This is a genomic window from Crossiella sp. SN42, from assembly GCF_023897065.1.
Taxonomy (GTDB): Bacteria; Actinomycetota; Actinomycetes; order Mycobacteriales; family Pseudonocardiaceae; genus Crossiella.
In genome coordinates, this window is the sequence record NZ_JAMHIV010000036.1 from 91,995 (window position 1) to 108,237 (window position 16,243).

Genomic DNA, 16,243 nt, shown 5'->3' on the forward strand with positions numbered 1-16,243 from the left:
GTTCTTGAGCGTCTGCTCAATTCGACGGGCGGAGCGTAACTCTTTTTGAGCGAGTGCTCAAGTAACTAGCTGGTGATCCACCGGATGCCGTAGTTGCCGGGTTCCGGCTGCGGCACGACCAGGTGCGTGGTGTGGTACTGGCCGACCCACAGCTGGTGCGCGGTCTCGGACTCGCCGTCCGGGCGCAGGTAGCCGAGGCAGTCGGCGGGCACCGCGGCCGGGTCGAAGTGCACCTGGAGCAGGTAGTCCCGCGCGCCCAGTGGCAGTCGCCGCTCGTGGTGGTCGACCGGCTTGCCACCGTGGAAGGCCAGCTCGTAGTCCAGCACCGCGGTCTCCTCCACCGCGAGCGGGCGCTCCAGCAGCAGTTCGGCCAGCAGCAGCCCGGCGTTGGGGTCGGTGCGGACCCGGCCGATCCGGCAGCCGCCTGCCGCGGTCAGCGCGGGCAGTGGCGAATCGCCGTGGTAGTAGACAAAAGCCCGGCCGACGCCGTCCCGCTTGGCCCGCACCACCTCGCGCACCCGCAGCAGCCGGTGCCGGAAGTCCGGGCCGAGGTGGTAGTTCTCCTGCACCATCAGGCGTTCCAGTCGCGGCGTGCGCATCCGGCGCTGCAACTGGGCCAGGTCGGTGCGCGGATCCGCCGGGTCCTCATCGGCCAGCAGCGCGCCGAGCGAACCCGGTGGCAGGCTGAGCACGCTCTCCAGGGCCGCGATCTCCGGCCGCTCGCCGTCCTCGGCCGGGAGGGCGTCGCTGCACCGCCAGTCACTGAGCGTGTTCGGATCCAGCCGGGCGCCGCGGGCGGAGAGCTCGCGCTGGATGTGCTCAAGGGTCAGCTCGCTGCGCTGGATGGCCAGGTCGAGCGCCCGGCCGAACGGTCCGTCGGCCAGGGCCCCGGCGAGCGGGTCCCGCGTGCTGCTGAAGTCCTTGTCCGAAAACGGATCCGTCATGCCCGCCCCTCCCTCCGGCGAGGGCGAGACTACCTGTTGAAAGGCAACCTTCTTGCCCTCGCGGAAACTCCAGCGAGACGTCACCGAGTACACGTTCAGTTAACAGATTTCGTCACAGATTTTGGCCATTCGATCGGGGGACGGCGATGGTCGTGACGACCAGCCCGTCGGCCACCAGCCAGCGCCCGGAAAAGCCCTCGACCGGACCGGGAACCAGCAGGTCAGCGCGGAAAGTGCCGCCGGAGGGGTCGACCGTGAGCCTGGCTTCCTCGAAGCCGAGCCAGCGCCGGGCGAGCGGGAACCACGCCTTGTAGACCGACTCCTTAGCACTGAACAACAACCGGTCCCAGTGAACTTCGGGGTCGGTGCGGGACAAGGTGTTGAGCCAGCTCCGCTCCTCGGGCAGCGAGACCGCCTCCAGCACGCCCTCGGGCAGTGGGGCGTGCGGTTCGGCGTCGATCCCGATGGTCTGGACAACGGAGTCCTCGGCCACCGCGGCCGCCCGGTACCCGTCACAGTGCGTCATGCTGCCGACGATCCCGGCGGGCCAGATCGGCGCCCCGCGCTCACCGCGCAGCAGGGGCGCGGGCGGCCGGCCCAGCTCGGCCAGCGCGCGCCGGGCGCAGTGCCGCACGGTGGTGAACTCGCGCCGCCGCTTCTCCACCGAGCGGCCCAGCAGCGCCTCCTCCTCCGCGAAGAGCACGGCTTCGGCCGGGTCGTCGAAGGCCTCGGACACCGCGATGTTGTTCGGCAGGATCTTCTCAAGCACGCGATCAAAATACCTGTACCCGCACGGAATCCGGCGCTTGACTTCAAGTTAGGTCGAGGTTGTTGGCTTACCTCATGACCACTTCAGCCACTGGCACTGACCGACTCAAGATCGCCGTCATCATCAGCAGCACCAGGGAGGGCCGCCTCGGCCCCGCGGTGGCCCGCTGGTTCCTCGGTGAGGCGGCGACCAACCACGACGTCGACCTGGACCTGGTCGACGTGGCCGACGGGGTCGAGGGCTTCGCCGCCCGGATCGCCGGCGCGGACGCCTTCGTCATCGTGACCCCCGAGTACAACCACGGCTATCCGGCCCCGTTGAAGGAGGCGATCGACAGCTCCTACGCCGAATGGCGGGCAAAACCGGTCGCCTTCGTCTCCTACGGCGGCATGTCCGGCGGCCTGCGCGCGGTGGAGCAGCTGCGCCAGGTGCTGGCGGAGATGCACGCCACCACGATCAGGGACACCGTCAGCTTCCACTCCGTCTACGAGAAGTTCGACGCCAACGGCCCGCTGGCCGAGTTCGAGCACAGCGCGACCGCGGCCAAGGTGCTGCTGGACCAGCTGACCTGGTGGGGCGTCGCACTGCGGGAAGCGCGCGCCAAGCGGCCGTACGCGGCCTGAGTGAGCGGTCCGCGGGCTGCGGATGGGGGTCCGCAGCCCGGGTGACTTGACCCTGTCCCTGGGGCAGGCCCGCACGCTGTCGCTCGAGGAGAAGGGGGACAGCGTGCGGGAGATCCAGGTGTTCGGAGCGCTGTGGCACCGGCTGCGCGGACGTCGGCTGGTGCCGGCGGGCGCGCGGACCATCGACTACGCGGGCGGGCTGGCCGCGCCGCTGCTGGTCGCGGTGGCGGCGGCGGTGATCGAGATCGTCGCCGGTGAGCTGCTGGCGCCCTGGCTCTGGCTGCGGCTGGTGCTGCTGGCGATCGGGGCCTACGGCCTGCTGTGGGTGCTGGGCCTGCTCGCCGCCACCAGGGTCTACCCGCACGCGGTCGGCCCGGCGGAGCTGCGGCTGCGGTTCGCCTGCTTCACCGAGGTGGTGGTGCCGCTGACCAAGCTCGGCGCGGCGCGCAAGGAGTTCTGCGGCAGGCACGAGCGGATGATCGAGGTGGACGGCGGCACGCTGTCCTTCGCCTCGCTGGGCACCACCGGCGTGCTGGTCGAGCTGACCGAGCCGCACGAGGTCGACCTCGGCAAGCGCGGACGGCACCGGATCGAGCGGATCCGTTTGCACGCCGACGATCCGGCCGCCGCGGTGGCGGTGCTCAGCGGCGCCCGGCTACCGTGAGGATCGTGCTGACCATCGGGGAGGTGGCCCGGCTCGCGGGCACCACCGTGAAGGCCGTGCGGCACTACCACGCGCACGGCCTGCTCCCCGAACCCGGCCGCGACCACGCGGGCTACCGGCGTTACGGGGCAACGGCCCTGGTCCGGCTGCTGCGGATCCGGCGGCTGCGCGAACTGGGCCTGTCCGTGCCGCGGATCCGCGAACTGCTCGGCGACGGCCCGGCCACCGTGCGCGCGGCCCTGGACGAGCTGGACCGGGAGCTGGCGCGGCGGCAGCGCGAGATCGAGGAACAGCGCGGGAAGATCGCCGAACTGCGATCGTCCACAGTGGACCTCGACCTGCCGGAGCCGGTGGCCGCGGTCTTCGACCGGCTGGAGCTCGACGGCGTGCCGGCCGAGATGCTGGAGCTGGAGAAGAGCGCGGTGCTGCTGCTGCACGCGCTGGCCCCCGAGCACGCCGGCGCGGTGGCCGGGTTCTGCCGGCAGGTGTGGCAGGAGCACCGCGAGCTGTCCCAGCGGATCGCCGACCGCCTCCAGGCCCTCGCCGACGCGCCGGTGGACGACCCTGGGATCGAGCTGCTGGTCGAGGACCTGGCCGCGCTGGTCCAGACGGGGGAGTGGGGCGCGGTGACCGGCGGCTCGGCCGAGCGGCACGGCCCCGCGCTGATGGCCGACTACCTGAGCGGGTTCTCCCCGGCCCAGCGCCGGGCGCTCACGCTGCTGGCGGAACGGCTGCCCGCACCCGCCCGGCCACCTGGGTGACGATCAGCACCAGCCCGCCGATGATCACGTTCTGCAGCGCGGCCTGCAATCCGTTCCACTGCTTGGACTGCCACATGCAGAACCACTCGCCGCCGATGGCGATGAACCCGCCGCCGAAGAGCAGCAGCTGCATGCTCAGCCCGAGGCCGCTGATCCGGCGCGCGACCTCCACATCGGCGCGCACCCAGCTGACCGTGGCGATGACCAGCACGATCGCGGTGGCCGCCTCCCAGGCGATGATCAGCACGTAGGCGATGTTCACCAGCGCGGGGCTGGTGATCGCCCGCCACATCGTGTTCGGCGACTTGAACGTGGTGTCCATGGCGAACACGTGCTGGACGAAGGCGTGGTTGGTGCCGAAGTCGGTGAGGTTGTTGAAGACCACCAGGGCCAGGTAGAGCGCGGTGACGCCGGTCAGCACCGCGCCCACGGTGCGCGGTCCGCCCAAACCGATCAGGAGACGCATAGCCGGACTCTAGGTCACTGGTCCTGGCAGGGAGGCTCGTAGTCCAGCTGGGGCAGGTGACGACGCCACTGGTCCTCGGTGAGCACGTCCCTGGTGCGCGCGCACACCCGCTGCCGCGCGTTCTCCAGGTTCAGGTCCCACAGCCGCAGCGTGTTGTCCGAGCCCGGGGTGGCCAGGAACTGGCCGTCAGGGCTGTACACCGGACTGCTCCAGGTGGCGAAGCTGGTGGTCAGCGGCACGCCGACCGGCTCGCCCCCGGGCACCGACCAGCGCCGCACGGTGCGATCCGCGCTGCCGCTGACCAGTGTTTTCCCGTCCGGGCTGAAGTTGACCCGGTTGACGCTCTCGGTGTGCCCGGTCAGCACCTTGCCCGGCACCGGATGCCGCGGATCGGTCAGGTCCCAGAGCCGGATGGTGTTGTCCCCGCCGCCGCTGGCAAGGGTCTTGCCGTCCGGGCTCAGCTCGGCGGTGCGCACCGCCTCGGTGTGCCCGCTCAGCGGCTCGCCGATCGCGGCCGGCCGGGCCGGGTCGGTCAGGTCCCACAGCCGGATCCGGTGGTCGTCGCTGGCCGAGACCAGGGTCTTGCCGTCAGGGGTGAAGCGCAGCGAGGTGATCGACCCGGTGTGCGCCTCGGTGGGCGTGCCCAGTGGGCGCGGGCGGGCCGGCTCGCTGACGTCGATGAGCTGGATCATGTTGTTGTCCATGGGCGCGGCCAGCAGCTTGCCGTCCGGGCTGAACCGGATCGGCAGGCTGTACTTCTGCCCGCCGGGGATCGGCGCGCCGACCGGGGCCGGCTTGGCCGGGTCGGTGACGTCCCAGAGCCGGATGGTGCGGTCGGTGGAGGCCGAGGCCAGCAGCTTGCCGTCGCCGCGGAAGGTCACCCACCACACCGGGTCGGTGTGCGCGTTGTCGATGGCGGCCAGCGCCTGGGGCGCGTTCGGATCGGCCACGTCCCAGAGCCGGATGGTGCGGTCGCCGCCGCCGGTGGCCAGCACCCGGCCGTCCGGGCGGAACTCCGGCGTGCCGACCGCGACCGCGTGGCCCACCAGCGCGCCGCTGGGCAGCGACCACAGCCGGGCCGCGCCGTCCTCGCCGCCGACGGCCAGGCTGCGCCCGTCCGGGCTGAACGCGACCGCGTACAGCTCGTTGTTGCGGCCGGTCAGCTGCGGCCCGAACTGGGTGACCCCGGCCGGGTTGCTGATGTTCCACAGCCGCGCGGTGCCGTCCGCGGAGGCGGAGGCGAGCAGGTTCTGGGTGCGGCTGAAGGCCACCGACCACACCTGCGCGGAATGCCCGACCACCGGTGGACCGGCCGGGTTGACCGCGGCCGGATCGCTGAGGTCCCACAGCCGGATCGTCCGGTCGTCGCTGCCGGAGGCCAGCAGCTTGCCGTCCGGGCTGAAGGCCACCGAGTGCAGTCCGGCCAGGTGCCCGGTGAGCGGGCGGCCGATCGGGGTGACCCGCGCCGGATCGCGCACGTCCCACAGCCGGATCTGGGTGTCGTCGCTGCCGGTGGCCAGCATGGTCCCGTCCGCGCTGAAGGCCAGCGAGCGGACCTGGCCGCTGTGCCCGGCCAGCGGCTCACCGATCCTGGCCGGCCGGGCCGGGTCGCGGACGTCCCACAGCCGCGCGGTCTGGTCCTCGTTCGCGGTGGCCAGGGTGCGGCCGTCCGGGCTGAACGCGAGCAGGTACGCGGTGCCACCGCCGGTGTTCAGCGGCCGCCCGAGCAGCCGCGCGCTCGCCGGGTCGGTGACGTCCCAGAGCCGGATGGTGTTGTCCGCGCCGGTGGTGGCCAGCGTCTTGCCGTCCGGGCTGAACACCGCGGAGCTGAGCCACTTGGCGTGCCCGGTCAGCGGCTGGCCGAGCTGGCGCGGGCGGGTCCGGTCGGTGACGTCCCAGAGCCGCGCGGTGCCGTCGTAGCCCGCGGTGGCCAGGGTCCTGCCGTCCGGGCTGAACGAGGTCAGGTAGACCGCGCCCTTGTGCCCGGTCAGGCCGGTGGCCAGGGGCAGCTGCTGGGTGGCCAGCACCCGGCTGCGCACCTCGGTGTCGCCAGGGCGGAGCTGGTGCGCGACCAGGCTGAGCTGGGCCGAGAGCGAGGGGTCGGTGTCCAGCACCCGGTCCGCCTCGGCCATCACCTGGCGGAACTGCGCCTCGTCCCGCTGCTCCAGGGTGACCACCGCGGCCACCGAGGCGATCAGCGCGAGCACGCACACCGCGGCTACCGCGGCCCGGCGCAGCCACACCGCGCGCCGCCACTGCCGGGTGGAGGTGGCCAGGAACTGCCGGGCAAGCTCGGTCGGCCCGGCGCTGGCCACGGCCTGCCTGCTGGTCTGCAGCCGGGCGCCGCGGTAGAGCAGCGAGGCGTCCCGGCCCTGCGCGGCCCAGGTCTTGGCGTCCTCTTCCAGGCGCTGCCGGGTGAGGTGGCCCTCGCGGTCCTGGTCCAGCCAGCCGTGCAGCCGGGGCCAGGCCCGCAGCAGGGCCTCGTGGGTGATCTCCACCGACTCCGCGTCCAGGGTGACCAGCCGGGCCGAGACCAGGGTCTCCAGCGCGGCTTCGGTCGCGGCCCGGTCCGGCGCCTGCGCCAGCACCTCGTCCCGGCTGGCCCGGCGGCGGGTGTCCTCGGTGTCCTCGCCGATCCGGACCAGCCGCAGCAGCAGCGGCCGGGCCGCTGCTTGCCCCGCGGCGTCCAGCTCGGCCCAGGCCCGTTCCGCGGTGGCCGCGACCGCGCCCTGGATGCCGCCGGCCGCCCGGTACCCGGCCACGGTCAGCCGCCCGCCCTGGCGGTGCTGCCAGGTGGCCAGCAGCGCGTGCGAGAGCAGCGGCAGCGCGCCCGCGTCGTAGGTGTCCTTCTCCCCGCGCACCCGGCCGCGCCGCTCGCTCACGCCGAGATCGCGCAGCAGCAGCTCGACCAGCCCGGTCTCCAGCTGCAGGCCGACCGCGCGGGCCGGGGCGGTGACCGCGGCGCGCAGCTCGGCCACCGTCATCGGGCCCAGCACCAGGTGCCGGTCCTGCAACGCGGCGACCAGCTCGGGGTGGTCCAGGCAGCGGCCGTAGAAGTCGGCGCGCAGCCCGAGCACCACCAGGGCGGGCCCCTCGGTGGCGGCCAGGTGCAGCAGCCGGATGAAGGTGCGCCGGGCCTCCTGGTCGGGGCAGAGGGTGAAGACCTCCTCGAACTGGTCCACGATGATCACCCGGCGCTGCTCGCCGAGCGCCTCCTGGACCTGCGCCGCGGTCTCCGCCTCGGCCATCCCGGGCAGGTGCCGGTCCAGCTCCTTGACCGGGTGCACGCCAGGGGTGAGCAGGGTGACCGGCCAGTCCACGGTCTCGGCGCCGGTGGCCAGCGCGGGCACCAGCCCGGCCCGCAGCAGCGAGGACTTGCCCGCCCCCGACGCGCCGACCAGCATGGCGAGCCCGTCGCCGGCGCGCAGCAGGCGGAGCAGGGCGGCGGTGGCCCGTTCCCGGCCGAAGAAGTGCGGCGAGTTCTCCGGCTGGAAGGCGGCCAGTCCCCGGTACGGGCACAGCGTCTCATCCGGCGGCGGCTCGGCCTCCTCCACCGGGCTGGCCTGCGCGGCCGACCACAGCTCCCGCCAGCCGTCCCGGTCGTAGAGGCCGGGCAGCACGGGCACCGACCGCCGGGCCCGCGCCTCGCCGATGAGGATCTCCAGCACCACGGCCAGCCCGGCGAACCGGGCAGGCACGTTGCGGCCGCGCCGCCAGTCGCTGATCCGCTGGGTGGTCACCTGGACCGGCCTGCCGCGCTCGTCGGTGCGCCTGGCACGCGCCACCGACTCGGCGACCCGCTTCAGCGGTGGGTCACCGGCTTCGGCGTACAGCAGCGCGAATCGTTCGGCGAAGGCCGCGCGGGCCCCGGATGCGACCGACAACCGACATGCTCTCCCCGCTCCCCAGCGCTCCGCCAATCCGGACCGGAAAACTCATCCTATGCAGGTGACCTGCACCTTCGGGCATCCGGTCCGGTGCGGACAGTGCGGCGGACAACCGGGGCTTGAAAGGTTGACCCAGCGAAGAGGTGTCCATGGGATCGGCGGGAAGCGCTGCTGAGAGTCCAACTGGGGGTACTTCTCAGCGGCGCGTCTCTGCCTCCTCCACCGGGACACCTTCCGCGTCTTCGGCATCCACGTCATACCCGACTGGCTCCCAGCGCACCAGCAGCAGGGCGAGCAGCCCCAGCGCGGGCGCGAGCGCGATGACCCAGAACACGCCGGTCCCCAGGCTCGCGCTCAGCACCGGGAACAGGAACAGGGACACCGTGGAGCCGATGCGCAGCATCCCCTGGTTGAACCCGACACCCATCCCGCGCAGCGAGGTCGGGTAGCTCAGCGTCGCGAAGGTCATGTAGTTCGCGCCCGGCCCCCAGCCCTGGGCGAACAGGAACGCCCCCAGCGCGAGCAGCGCGGCCACCGCCAGCTCCGGCCCGCTGGGCCGCCCGATCAGCGCGAGCGCGACCAGCGCGGCCAGCTGCACCGCGAACCCGAGCGCGGTCAGCTGCCACGCGCCCCGGCTGCGCACCCAGCGGATGCCGAGCAGGCCGCCGGTGACCGCGAAGCACACGTTGAGCACCAGCGAGGCGCTGATCGTGGTCAGCGGCCCCTGGGCGAGGAACCCGGCGATGATCACCGGCAGGCCGTAGGCGACCGCGTTGTAGCCGAAGGTCTGGGCCAGCGCCACGGCGAGGGAGAGCCAGGTGCGGCGGCGGTAGGTGCGGTTGAACAGCCGCCCGAACTCCGCCCGGACCGACCGCTTCGGCGCCGTGACCACGGTCGCTTCCGGCGCCACGACCGCGTTGACCCCGTAGGACCTGCGCAGGATCGCCGCGGCGCCCTCCAGGTCGCCCTGGCCGGCGGCCCAGGCAGGCGACTCGTTCATGTAGCGGTGCCGCACCAGCAGCACGACCAGCGCGGGCACCGCGCCGAAGCCGACGGTGAACCGCCACAGCACGCCGTGGTTCTCGGCCGGGATCAGGAAGTACAGGCCGAGGATGATCAGGTAGCAGGCGCTGGTGGCCACGAACCAGGCCGCCGACCAGGACGCGGTGCGCGAGCCCTTGCTGCCCTTGCCGCGCAGCCGGGAGAACTCGGCCAGAAAGGCCATCGCCACCGGCAGGTCCATGCCGACGCCGACGCCCATCAGGAACCGGAACAGCACCAGCACCTCGGCGCTGGGCGCCAGCGCGCAGCCGAGCGCGGCCACCACGAAGAACAGCATGTCCGCCATGAACACCCGGTACCGGCCGATCTTGTCGACCAGGTAGCCGCCCCCGAGCGCGCCGACCACCGCACCGACCATGATCGAGGCGTTGACCACGCCCGCGCCCACCGGACTCAGGCCGAACTGCGCGGCGATGTCCCGCATGCCGTAGGCCAGCGAGCTGAAGTCGTAGGCGTCGATGAAGATGCCGCCCAGCGCGATGATCACGATCATGGTGGCGTGGCTGCCCCGCGCGGCCCCCGAGTTCACCAGGTCGGTGACATCGCGGGCCGAGCGGATCAGCACGGGTTCGGCCTGGCTCACCGGGGCAGTCTGCGAACCCCGCCACGCCGTGGGCAACTCGTTCCGCCAGGTGGGAACGATTCGGCTCAGATGCCGAGCCCGCCGTCGACGTGCAGCTCGGCGCCGGTGATGTAGCCGGCGTCCGGCCCGGCCAGGAACACGATCGCGGCGGCCACCTCGGCGGGCCTGCCGTAGCGGCCGAGCGCGGTGAGCGCGGTCCGCTGCGCCGCGGCCTCGCCCTCGTTGGGGTTCATGTCGGTCTCGATCGGACCGGGGTGCACGGTGTTGACGGTGATCCCGCGCCCGCCGAGGTCCCGTGCCCAGCCCTTGGCGAAGACGGTGATCGCGGCTTTGGTGCCGGAGTACTCGGCCATGCCGCCGAAGGGCTGCCGGGTGGCCAGCACGCTGCCCACGTTGATGATCCGGCCACCGTCGCTGAGCAGCGGCGTGGCCGCGCGCACCGTGGCCGCCACCCCGCCGATGTTGACCGCCAGCTGCCGGTCCAGCTCCTCGTCCCCGGTGTCCCTCGCGGCCACCCCGGCGTTGTTGACCAGCACGTCGAGCCGCCCGAAGTGCTCGTGCACGGTCCGCACCAGCTCCTTCACCTGTGCCGGGTCGGCCTGGTCCGCCTGCACCGCGAGTGCCCTGACCCCGGCCTCCTTCAGCTCCGAGACCACCGCCTCGGCCTTGTCCGGATTCGCCGTGTAGCTGATCGCGACCTCCGCCCCCGCCGCGCCCAGCGCCAGCGCGGTGGCCGCGCCGATCCCCCGCGAACCCCCGGTGACCAGCGCGACCTTGCCCGCAAGCTGCTTGCTCATGACCAGCTCCCTACTTCTGTAATGGCAAGTACAGAAGTAGTCGACGTGTCACCTACCCGTCAAGGCCGTTATGTACCGTTCGTTAAAAAGTGCGCCCCGTCACGCTTCCCGGTGCACCTGGAACCCGGCGAAGCTCTGCGCCACCGGCATCAGCTCGATGGTGTTGACGTTCACGTGCGCGGGCTGCCCGGTGACCCAGTGCACGGTCTCCGCGATGTCCTCGGCGGTCAGCGGCTGCATCCCGTCGTACACCCCGGCCGCCTTGCCCGCGTCACCCTGGAACCGGACCAGGGAGAACTCGGTGCCGCCGCACATGCCGGGCTCCACACAGGTCACCCGGACCCCGGTGCCGTGCAGGTCACTGCGCAGGTTGAGGCTGAACTGGTGCACGAACGCCTTGGTCCCGCCGTAGGCGTTGCCGCCGGGGTAGGGGTGCGTGCCCGCCACCGACCCGATGTTGACCACGTGCCCGCGCCGCCGCTCGACCATCCCCGGCAACACCGCCCTGGTGCAGTAGAGCAACCCCTTGCAGTTGGTGTCGATCATCTGCTCCCAGTCCGCCAGCGAGGCCCGCTGCGCAGGCTCCAGCCCCAGCGCCAGCCCCGCGTTGTTGACCAGGACGTCAACCTCGGCGAACTCCGCGGGCAACCCGGCGACCACCTGCTCCACCGCGTGGTTGTCCCGCACGTCCAGCTCCACCGGCAACACCAGGTCCCCGAACTCCCCGGCCAGCTCCGCCAGCTTGTCCTTGCGCCGCGCGGTCGCGATCACACGACTGCCCTCACCGGCGAACCGGCGGGCGATCGCCGCCCCGAACCCGGTGGACGCGCCGGTCACGAACACGGTCTTCGCCTGAGTGGTCACGGAAGTACTCACCGTTCTCTCCAGATGGGCCAGGTGCCCGTCCAGGCTATGCGGTGAGTGGCCGGAACTCCGGCGAATTCGGGGCGGGGGCGCCGCGGACAAAGGCGTGCTGAGAGAGCGCCCCCAGCAGGACTCGAACCTGCGACCTAGAGATTAGAAGTCTCTCGCTCTATCCAGCTGAGCTATGAGGGCACGGCGGTTGGAAACCGCCGGGCGAAATCGTAGCCGGAACCCGGCCCGGGGTCGCGCCCCCTTCCAGGTTCTTCGTTGCCTACGCTCGTCCTGTGGCACCCGAGCGCACCGACGAGGTCGACCCCACCCCCGTTCGACGTCCCACCGGCGGCATGGCGGTGCTGGTGGTCGTGGGGATCCTGCTGGCACTGAGCGTCGCGGTCGCGCTCACCGCGCTATCGCCCGGGCGGGTGTACGCCGAGTACGGGCTACCCGATCCCGGCGATGTCACCCGGTTCGGCCAGTCGCTGGTCAGGGCCATCGCCGAGGTGTGCGCGGCGATCGCGGTCGGCTCGCTGCTGTTCGCGGTCTTCCTCACCCCGGCCCAGCGCAGCGGGCTGCTGGCCGCCGACGGGTACGCCGCGGTGCGGGCCGCGGGCTGGGCGGCGCTGGGCTGGTTCCTGGCCGCCTCGGCCATGGTGCCGCTGTTCGTGGCCAACGCGCTGGGCAAGCCGGTCACCGACGTGCTCGACCCGGCCCAGCTGATCGTCTACATCGACGCGCTGGAGCAGGCCAAGGCGTGGGTGGCCACCGCGCTGCTGGCCGGGCTGCTGGCCATCGCCTGCCGGATCGTGCTGTCCTGGGGCTGGACCTTCGCCACCTTCGCCTTCGGCCTGCTCTGCCTGATGCCGGTCGCGGTCACCGGGCACTCGGCCTCCGGCGGCTCGCACGACGTCGGCACCAACTCGCTGATCTTCCACCTGCTGGCCACCGGCTTCTGGGTGGGCGGCCTGGTCGCGCTGGTCGCGCACGCCTACCGCGGCGGCGGCCACCTCCAGCTCGCCTACCGCCGCTTCTCCAAGCTGGCCCTGGTCTGCTGGATCACCCTGGCCGTCTCCGGCGTGGTCAACGCGCTGGTGCGGATCACCCCGGCCGAGGTCTTCACCACCCCGTACGGCGCGCTGGTGCTGGCCAAGATCGGCGCGCTGGGCGTGCTCGGCGTGATCGGCTTCTTCCAGCGGCGGCGCGGGGTGCTGGCACTGGGCGCGGCGGAGTCCCGCTCGGTGCTGATGCGCCTGGGCGGCATCGAGATGCTGCTGATGCTGGCCACCGTCGGCATCGCGGTGGCCCTGGGCGGCACCCCGCCGCCGGGGGAGATCAGCGCGCGGCCGAGCACCACCGAACTGCTCATCGGCTACGACCTGGACGGCCCGCCGACCTTCCTGGCACTGCTGCTGGACTGGCGGTTCGACCTGCTCTTCGGCACGCTCTCGATCGCCGCCGCGCTGGTCTACCTGCTGGGCGTCCGCCGCCTGCGCAAGCGCGGCGACCGCTGGCCGGTCGGCCGCACCATCGCCTGGGTCGCGGGCTGCCTGACCATCCTGATCGCCACCAGCTCCGGCATCGGCCGCTACTCGCCCGCGATGTTCAGCGTGCACATGGGCAGCCACATGCTGCTGTCCATGCTGGCCCCGGTGCTGCTGGTGCTCGGCGGCCCGGTCACGCTGGCCCTGCGCGCGCTGCCCACCGCGGGCAAGGACGCCCCGAGCGGGCCGAGGGAGTGGATCCTGGCGCTGGTGCACTCGCCGGTCAGCCGGGTGCTGACCCACCCGCTGGTCGCGCTCGCGCTGTTCGTCGGCTCCTTCTACGGCCTGTACTTCTCCGGCCTGTTCGACGCCGCGCTGCCGCTGCACTGGGCGCACCTGGCGATGAACGCTCACTTCCTGCTCGCCGGATACGTCTTCTACTGGCCGGTGATCGGCATCGACCCGGCGCCGCGCAGGCTGCCGCCGCTGGGCCGCCTCGGCCTGGTGTTCGCCTCGATGCCCTTCCACGCCTTCTTCGGCATCGCGCTGATGAGCGGCTCCACCGTGATCGGCGAGTCCTTCTACCACCAGCTCAACCTGCCCTGGGTGAGCGACCTGCTCTCCGACCAGCGCCTCGGCGGCGGCCTGACCTGGGCCTCCGGCGAACTGCCGCTGCTGGTGGTGGTGATCGCGCTGCTCGCCCAGTGGGCCAAGGCCGATGACAGGGACGCCAAGCGCTCCGACCGGCACGCCGAGGCCGACGGGGACGCCGACCTGACCGCGTACAACGAGATGCTCAAGCGGATGGCCGGGGGCAAGCGCGACGGCTGACCCCCGGCCGCCTCGCTCAGGGGCGACGGAACCCGCGCTCGGCCAGCACCGCGCCGACCACCGCGAGCCCCGCGCTGACCACCAGGGCCGAGGTCACGCCGGAGCCGACCGGGTTGTTCAGCGCCAGGTCGCGGGAGGCGTTGATGGCGTAGGAGATCGGGTTCACCTCGGCCACCACCTGCAGCCAGCTGGGCAGGCTCTGGATCGGCACGAACGCGCTGGAGGCGAACTGCAGCGGGAACAGCGCCATCATGCCCACCATCTGCGCGGTGGTGCTCTCCCGCAGCCAGGCCGCCGCGGCCAGGAACAGCCAGCCGAGGCTCCAGCCGACCGCCAGCGCCAGCAGCAGCGCGCCGGTGACGCCGAGGATCCCGCCCGCCGGGGCGAAGCCGAAGAACAGCGCGGCCGCGATCAGCATCACCACCAGCTCGATCAGGCCCCTGGTCAGGTCGGCGATGCTGCGCGCGATCAGCACCGCCACCGGGCTGACCGGCATCGAGCGGAACCTGGCCAGCACGCCGTTCTTCATGTCGCTGGTCAGGCCGACACCGGCCTGCACGCCGACCATGGTCGCGGTGGTGACCATGATCGCGGGCAGTAAGTAGTCGATGTAGGCGACGCCCTTGGGGAACATCGGCCCCTCGGCGATGACCCGGAACACCTGGCTGAACAGCACCAGCATCAGCAGTGGCTGCATCAGGCTGAACACGAGGGTCTTGGGGTCGCGCAGCACCGGGCGCAGCGAACGTCCGGTGAGCACCATGATCTGGGTGAACAGGCTGCTGCCCCGCCACGGGGTGGCCACTTCGGGCACCTCCGGGCGGGCGATGGTCGTGGTCATCACGATTCCTCTCAGGCCGCGCTCGGAGAGCTGTGGGTCAGGGCCAGGTACACGTCGTCCAGGGTCGGCTCGGTCAGCGCCAGCCCGGCGGGCTCGATGCCGGCCTCGTCCAGCGCGCGCACCACGGTGACCAGCTCCTTGGAGGCCAGCACCGGCACGGTGATCGAGTTGCGCTCCGGGTCGAAGACCGGCTGCTTGCCGCCGCGGCGAATCGCCTCCACCGCCTGCCACGGGTCGGCTCCGGGCTCCAGCGAGACCGCCACGGTGCGCTGCCCGACCTCGGCCTTCAGCTGCGCCGCGGTGCCCTGGGCGACCACCCTGCCCTTGTTCAGCACGGTGATCGAGTCGGCCAGCCGGTCGGCCTCGTCCAGGTACTGGGTGGTCAGCAGGATCGTGGTGCCGCCGGCGACCAGGCCCTCGACCACCTCCCACATGCCGACCCTGGCCGAGGGGTCCAGGCCGGTGGTCGGCTCGTCCAGGAACACCATGCTGGGCTGCCCGACCAGGCTCGCGGCCAGGTCCAGCCTGCGGCGCATGCCGCCGGAGTAGGTCTTGACCGGCCGCCCGGCCGCGTCGGCCAGGTTGAAGGTCTCCAGCAGTTCCGCCGCGCGCAGCCGGGCCGCCCGCCGGCCCGCGCCGAGCAACCTGGCGATCAGCACCAGGTTCTCGGTGCCGGTCAGGTCCTCGTCCACCGAGGCGAACTGCCCGGTCAGGCCGATCCGGCGGCGCACCTCGATGGGCTGGGCGACCACGTCGAACCCGGCCACGCTGGCCGTGCCGGAGGTGGGCGGGAACATCGTGCTGAGGATGTTGACCAGCGTGGTCTTGCCTGCCCCGTTGTGGCCGAGCAGGCCGAGCACGGTGCCCTGCGGCACCTCCACGCTGACCCGGTCGAGCGCGGTGACCTTGCCGAAGGTCTTGGTCACCGCCGTGGCTCTGATCATCGGTTCGGTCATCGGAAAGTCCCCCAAGAGGTGTGGACGTCAGTTCGTGAGTGCGCCGTGCAGGAAGAAGTCGACGACCTCGTCGATCTCCGGTTCGCTGAGCTGCTTGGGCGTGCCGCCCAGTCCGCTGGAGATGACCAGGCCGAACAGGAACCGCACCGCCTGCTCCGGTGGCACGCGCAGCCGCCCGGCGTCCGCGCCGATCAGCTCGGCCACCGCGGTCAGCACCGGCCGGAAGTGGGCCATGTCCTCGTTCTTCTTGGTCTGCGCGCGGTGCTTGGCGTCGTCGAGCCGGTATCCGCTGGTGGCCAGGGCGCTGAGCACCGAGCCCATCCGGAAGAAGTAGGCGTCCATGGTGCCCACCGCCGCGGCCAGCCGCCGGTCCAGCTGACCCTCGGCCGGGATCACGGCCAGCTGCTCGACCAGCTCGTCCACCCGCAGTGCTGCCTCCACGCAGGCGGCGATCAGCTCGGACTTGTCAGCGAAGGCCCGGAACACGGTGCCCTCGGCGATCCCGGCCGCCTTGGCGATCTGGCTGGTGGTCACGTTGAGACCGTGCGTGGCCAGCAGCGGCAGCGTGCTGCGCACGATCTCCGCCCGCCGCTGCTCGGGACTCATCGCAGGCGCCCGCCGCCGCCTGCCCACGCCCTCTCCGTCCACCACCATGCCACCAACTTATGAGTGAGTGCTCACTCAGTCAACCCACTACCACCCACCACCGACATCCCC

General features: G+C 72.1%; 14 protein-coding genes and 1 tRNA gene. 4 read left to right on the forward strand and 11 right to left on the reverse strand.

What is annotated here, in order from left to right:
* Positions 1-65 precede the first annotated feature (65 nt).
* Positions 66-944: a hypothetical protein gene (locus tag M8C13_RS35305; protein WP_252485131.1), complete on the reverse strand. Its 879-nt coding sequence runs from the start codon at positions 942-944 to the stop codon at positions 66-68.
* Positions 945-1,056: 112 nt separating this feature from the next.
* Complete coding sequence (locus M8C13_RS35310; RefSeq protein ID WP_252485132.1) at positions 1,057-1,713, reverse strand: 4'-phosphopantetheinyl transferase superfamily protein; 657 nt, start codon at positions 1,711-1,713, stop codon at positions 1,057-1,059.
* 74 nt (positions 1,714-1,787) lie between these two features.
* Here M8C13_RS35310 and M8C13_RS35315 point away from each other — a divergent pair, with 74 nt between their 5' ends.
* The 3 genes from M8C13_RS35315 to M8C13_RS35325 are packed head-to-tail and all read left to right on the forward strand — an operon-like array spanning position 1,788 to position 3,761.
* On the forward strand, positions 1,788-2,336 hold the full coding sequence (locus M8C13_RS35315) for an NADPH-dependent FMN reductase (RefSeq protein WP_252485133.1): 549 nt from the start codon (positions 1,788-1,790) through the stop codon (positions 2,334-2,336).
* A 46-nt stretch (positions 2,337-2,382) separates the two neighbouring features.
* Positions 2,383-3,000, forward strand: a complete 618-nt coding sequence (locus tag M8C13_RS35320; RefSeq protein WP_252485134.1) for a hypothetical protein — start codon at positions 2,383-2,385, stop codon at positions 2,998-3,000.
* A gap of 5 nt (positions 3,001-3,005) precedes the next feature.
* A complete protein-coding gene (locus tag M8C13_RS35325; protein WP_252485135.1) occupies positions 3,006-3,761 on the forward strand; it encodes a MerR family transcriptional regulator in 756 nt (251 codons plus the stop codon).
* Here M8C13_RS35325 and M8C13_RS35330 read toward each other — a convergent pair.
* From M8C13_RS35330 to M8C13_RS35355, 6 genes are all read right to left on the reverse strand, one after another.
* Complete coding sequence (locus M8C13_RS35330) at positions 3,712-4,227, reverse strand: DUF2165 domain-containing protein (protein WP_252485136.1); 516 nt, start codon at positions 4,225-4,227, stop codon at positions 3,712-3,714. The genes M8C13_RS35325 and M8C13_RS35330 overlap by 50 nt on opposite strands.
* Before the next feature lie 14 nt (positions 4,228-4,241).
* Entirely contained in the window at positions 4,242-8,111 is a 3,870-nt protein-coding gene (locus tag M8C13_RS35335) for a hypothetical protein (RefSeq protein WP_252485137.1), read from the reverse strand.
* Positions 8,112-8,310: 199 nt separating this feature from the next.
* On the reverse strand, positions 8,311-9,759 hold the full coding sequence (locus M8C13_RS35340) for an MFS transporter (RefSeq protein WP_252485138.1): 1,449 nt from the start codon (positions 9,757-9,759) through the stop codon (positions 8,311-8,313).
* Positions 9,760-9,824: 65 nt separating this feature from the next.
* Entirely contained in the window at positions 9,825-10,556 is a 732-nt protein-coding gene (locus M8C13_RS35345; RefSeq protein WP_252485139.1) for an SDR family NAD(P)-dependent oxidoreductase, read from the reverse strand.
* 99 nt (positions 10,557-10,655) lie between these two features.
* Positions 10,656-11,420: an SDR family oxidoreductase gene (locus tag M8C13_RS35350; protein WP_252485140.1), complete on the reverse strand. Its 765-nt coding sequence runs from the start codon at positions 11,418-11,420 to the stop codon at positions 10,656-10,658.
* Between the two features lie 118 nt (positions 11,421-11,538).
* Positions 11,539-11,612 (reverse strand) — tRNA-Arg (locus M8C13_RS35355).
* 152 nt (positions 11,613-11,764) lie between these two features.
* On the opposite strand from M8C13_RS35355, the gene M8C13_RS35360 reads away from it, so the two are divergent.
* Positions 11,765-13,729, forward strand: a complete 1,965-nt coding sequence (locus M8C13_RS35360) for a cytochrome c oxidase assembly protein (RefSeq protein ID WP_252485146.1) — start codon at positions 11,765-11,767, stop codon at positions 13,727-13,729.
* Positions 13,730-13,745: 16 nt separating this feature from the next.
* On the opposite strand, the gene M8C13_RS35365 is transcribed toward M8C13_RS35360, so the two are convergent.
* The 3 genes from M8C13_RS35365 to M8C13_RS35375 are packed head-to-tail and all read right to left on the reverse strand — an operon-like array spanning position 13,746 to position 16,180.
* Positions 13,746-14,570 (reverse strand): ABC transporter permease, encoded by an 825-nt coding sequence (locus M8C13_RS35365; protein ID WP_252485141.1) that lies wholly within the window; start codon positions 14,568-14,570, stop codon positions 13,746-13,748.
* Positions 14,571-14,581: 11 nt separating this feature from the next.
* Positions 14,582-15,526, reverse strand: coding sequence for an ATP-binding cassette domain-containing protein (locus M8C13_RS35370; protein WP_252485142.1), 945 nt, complete (start codon positions 15,524-15,526; stop codon positions 14,582-14,584).
* 27 nt (positions 15,527-15,553) lie between these two features.
* Positions 15,554-16,180, reverse strand: a complete 627-nt coding sequence (locus M8C13_RS35375) for a TetR/AcrR family transcriptional regulator (protein ID WP_252485143.1) — start codon at positions 16,178-16,180, stop codon at positions 15,554-15,556.
* Positions 16,181-16,243: the final 63 nt, after the last annotated feature.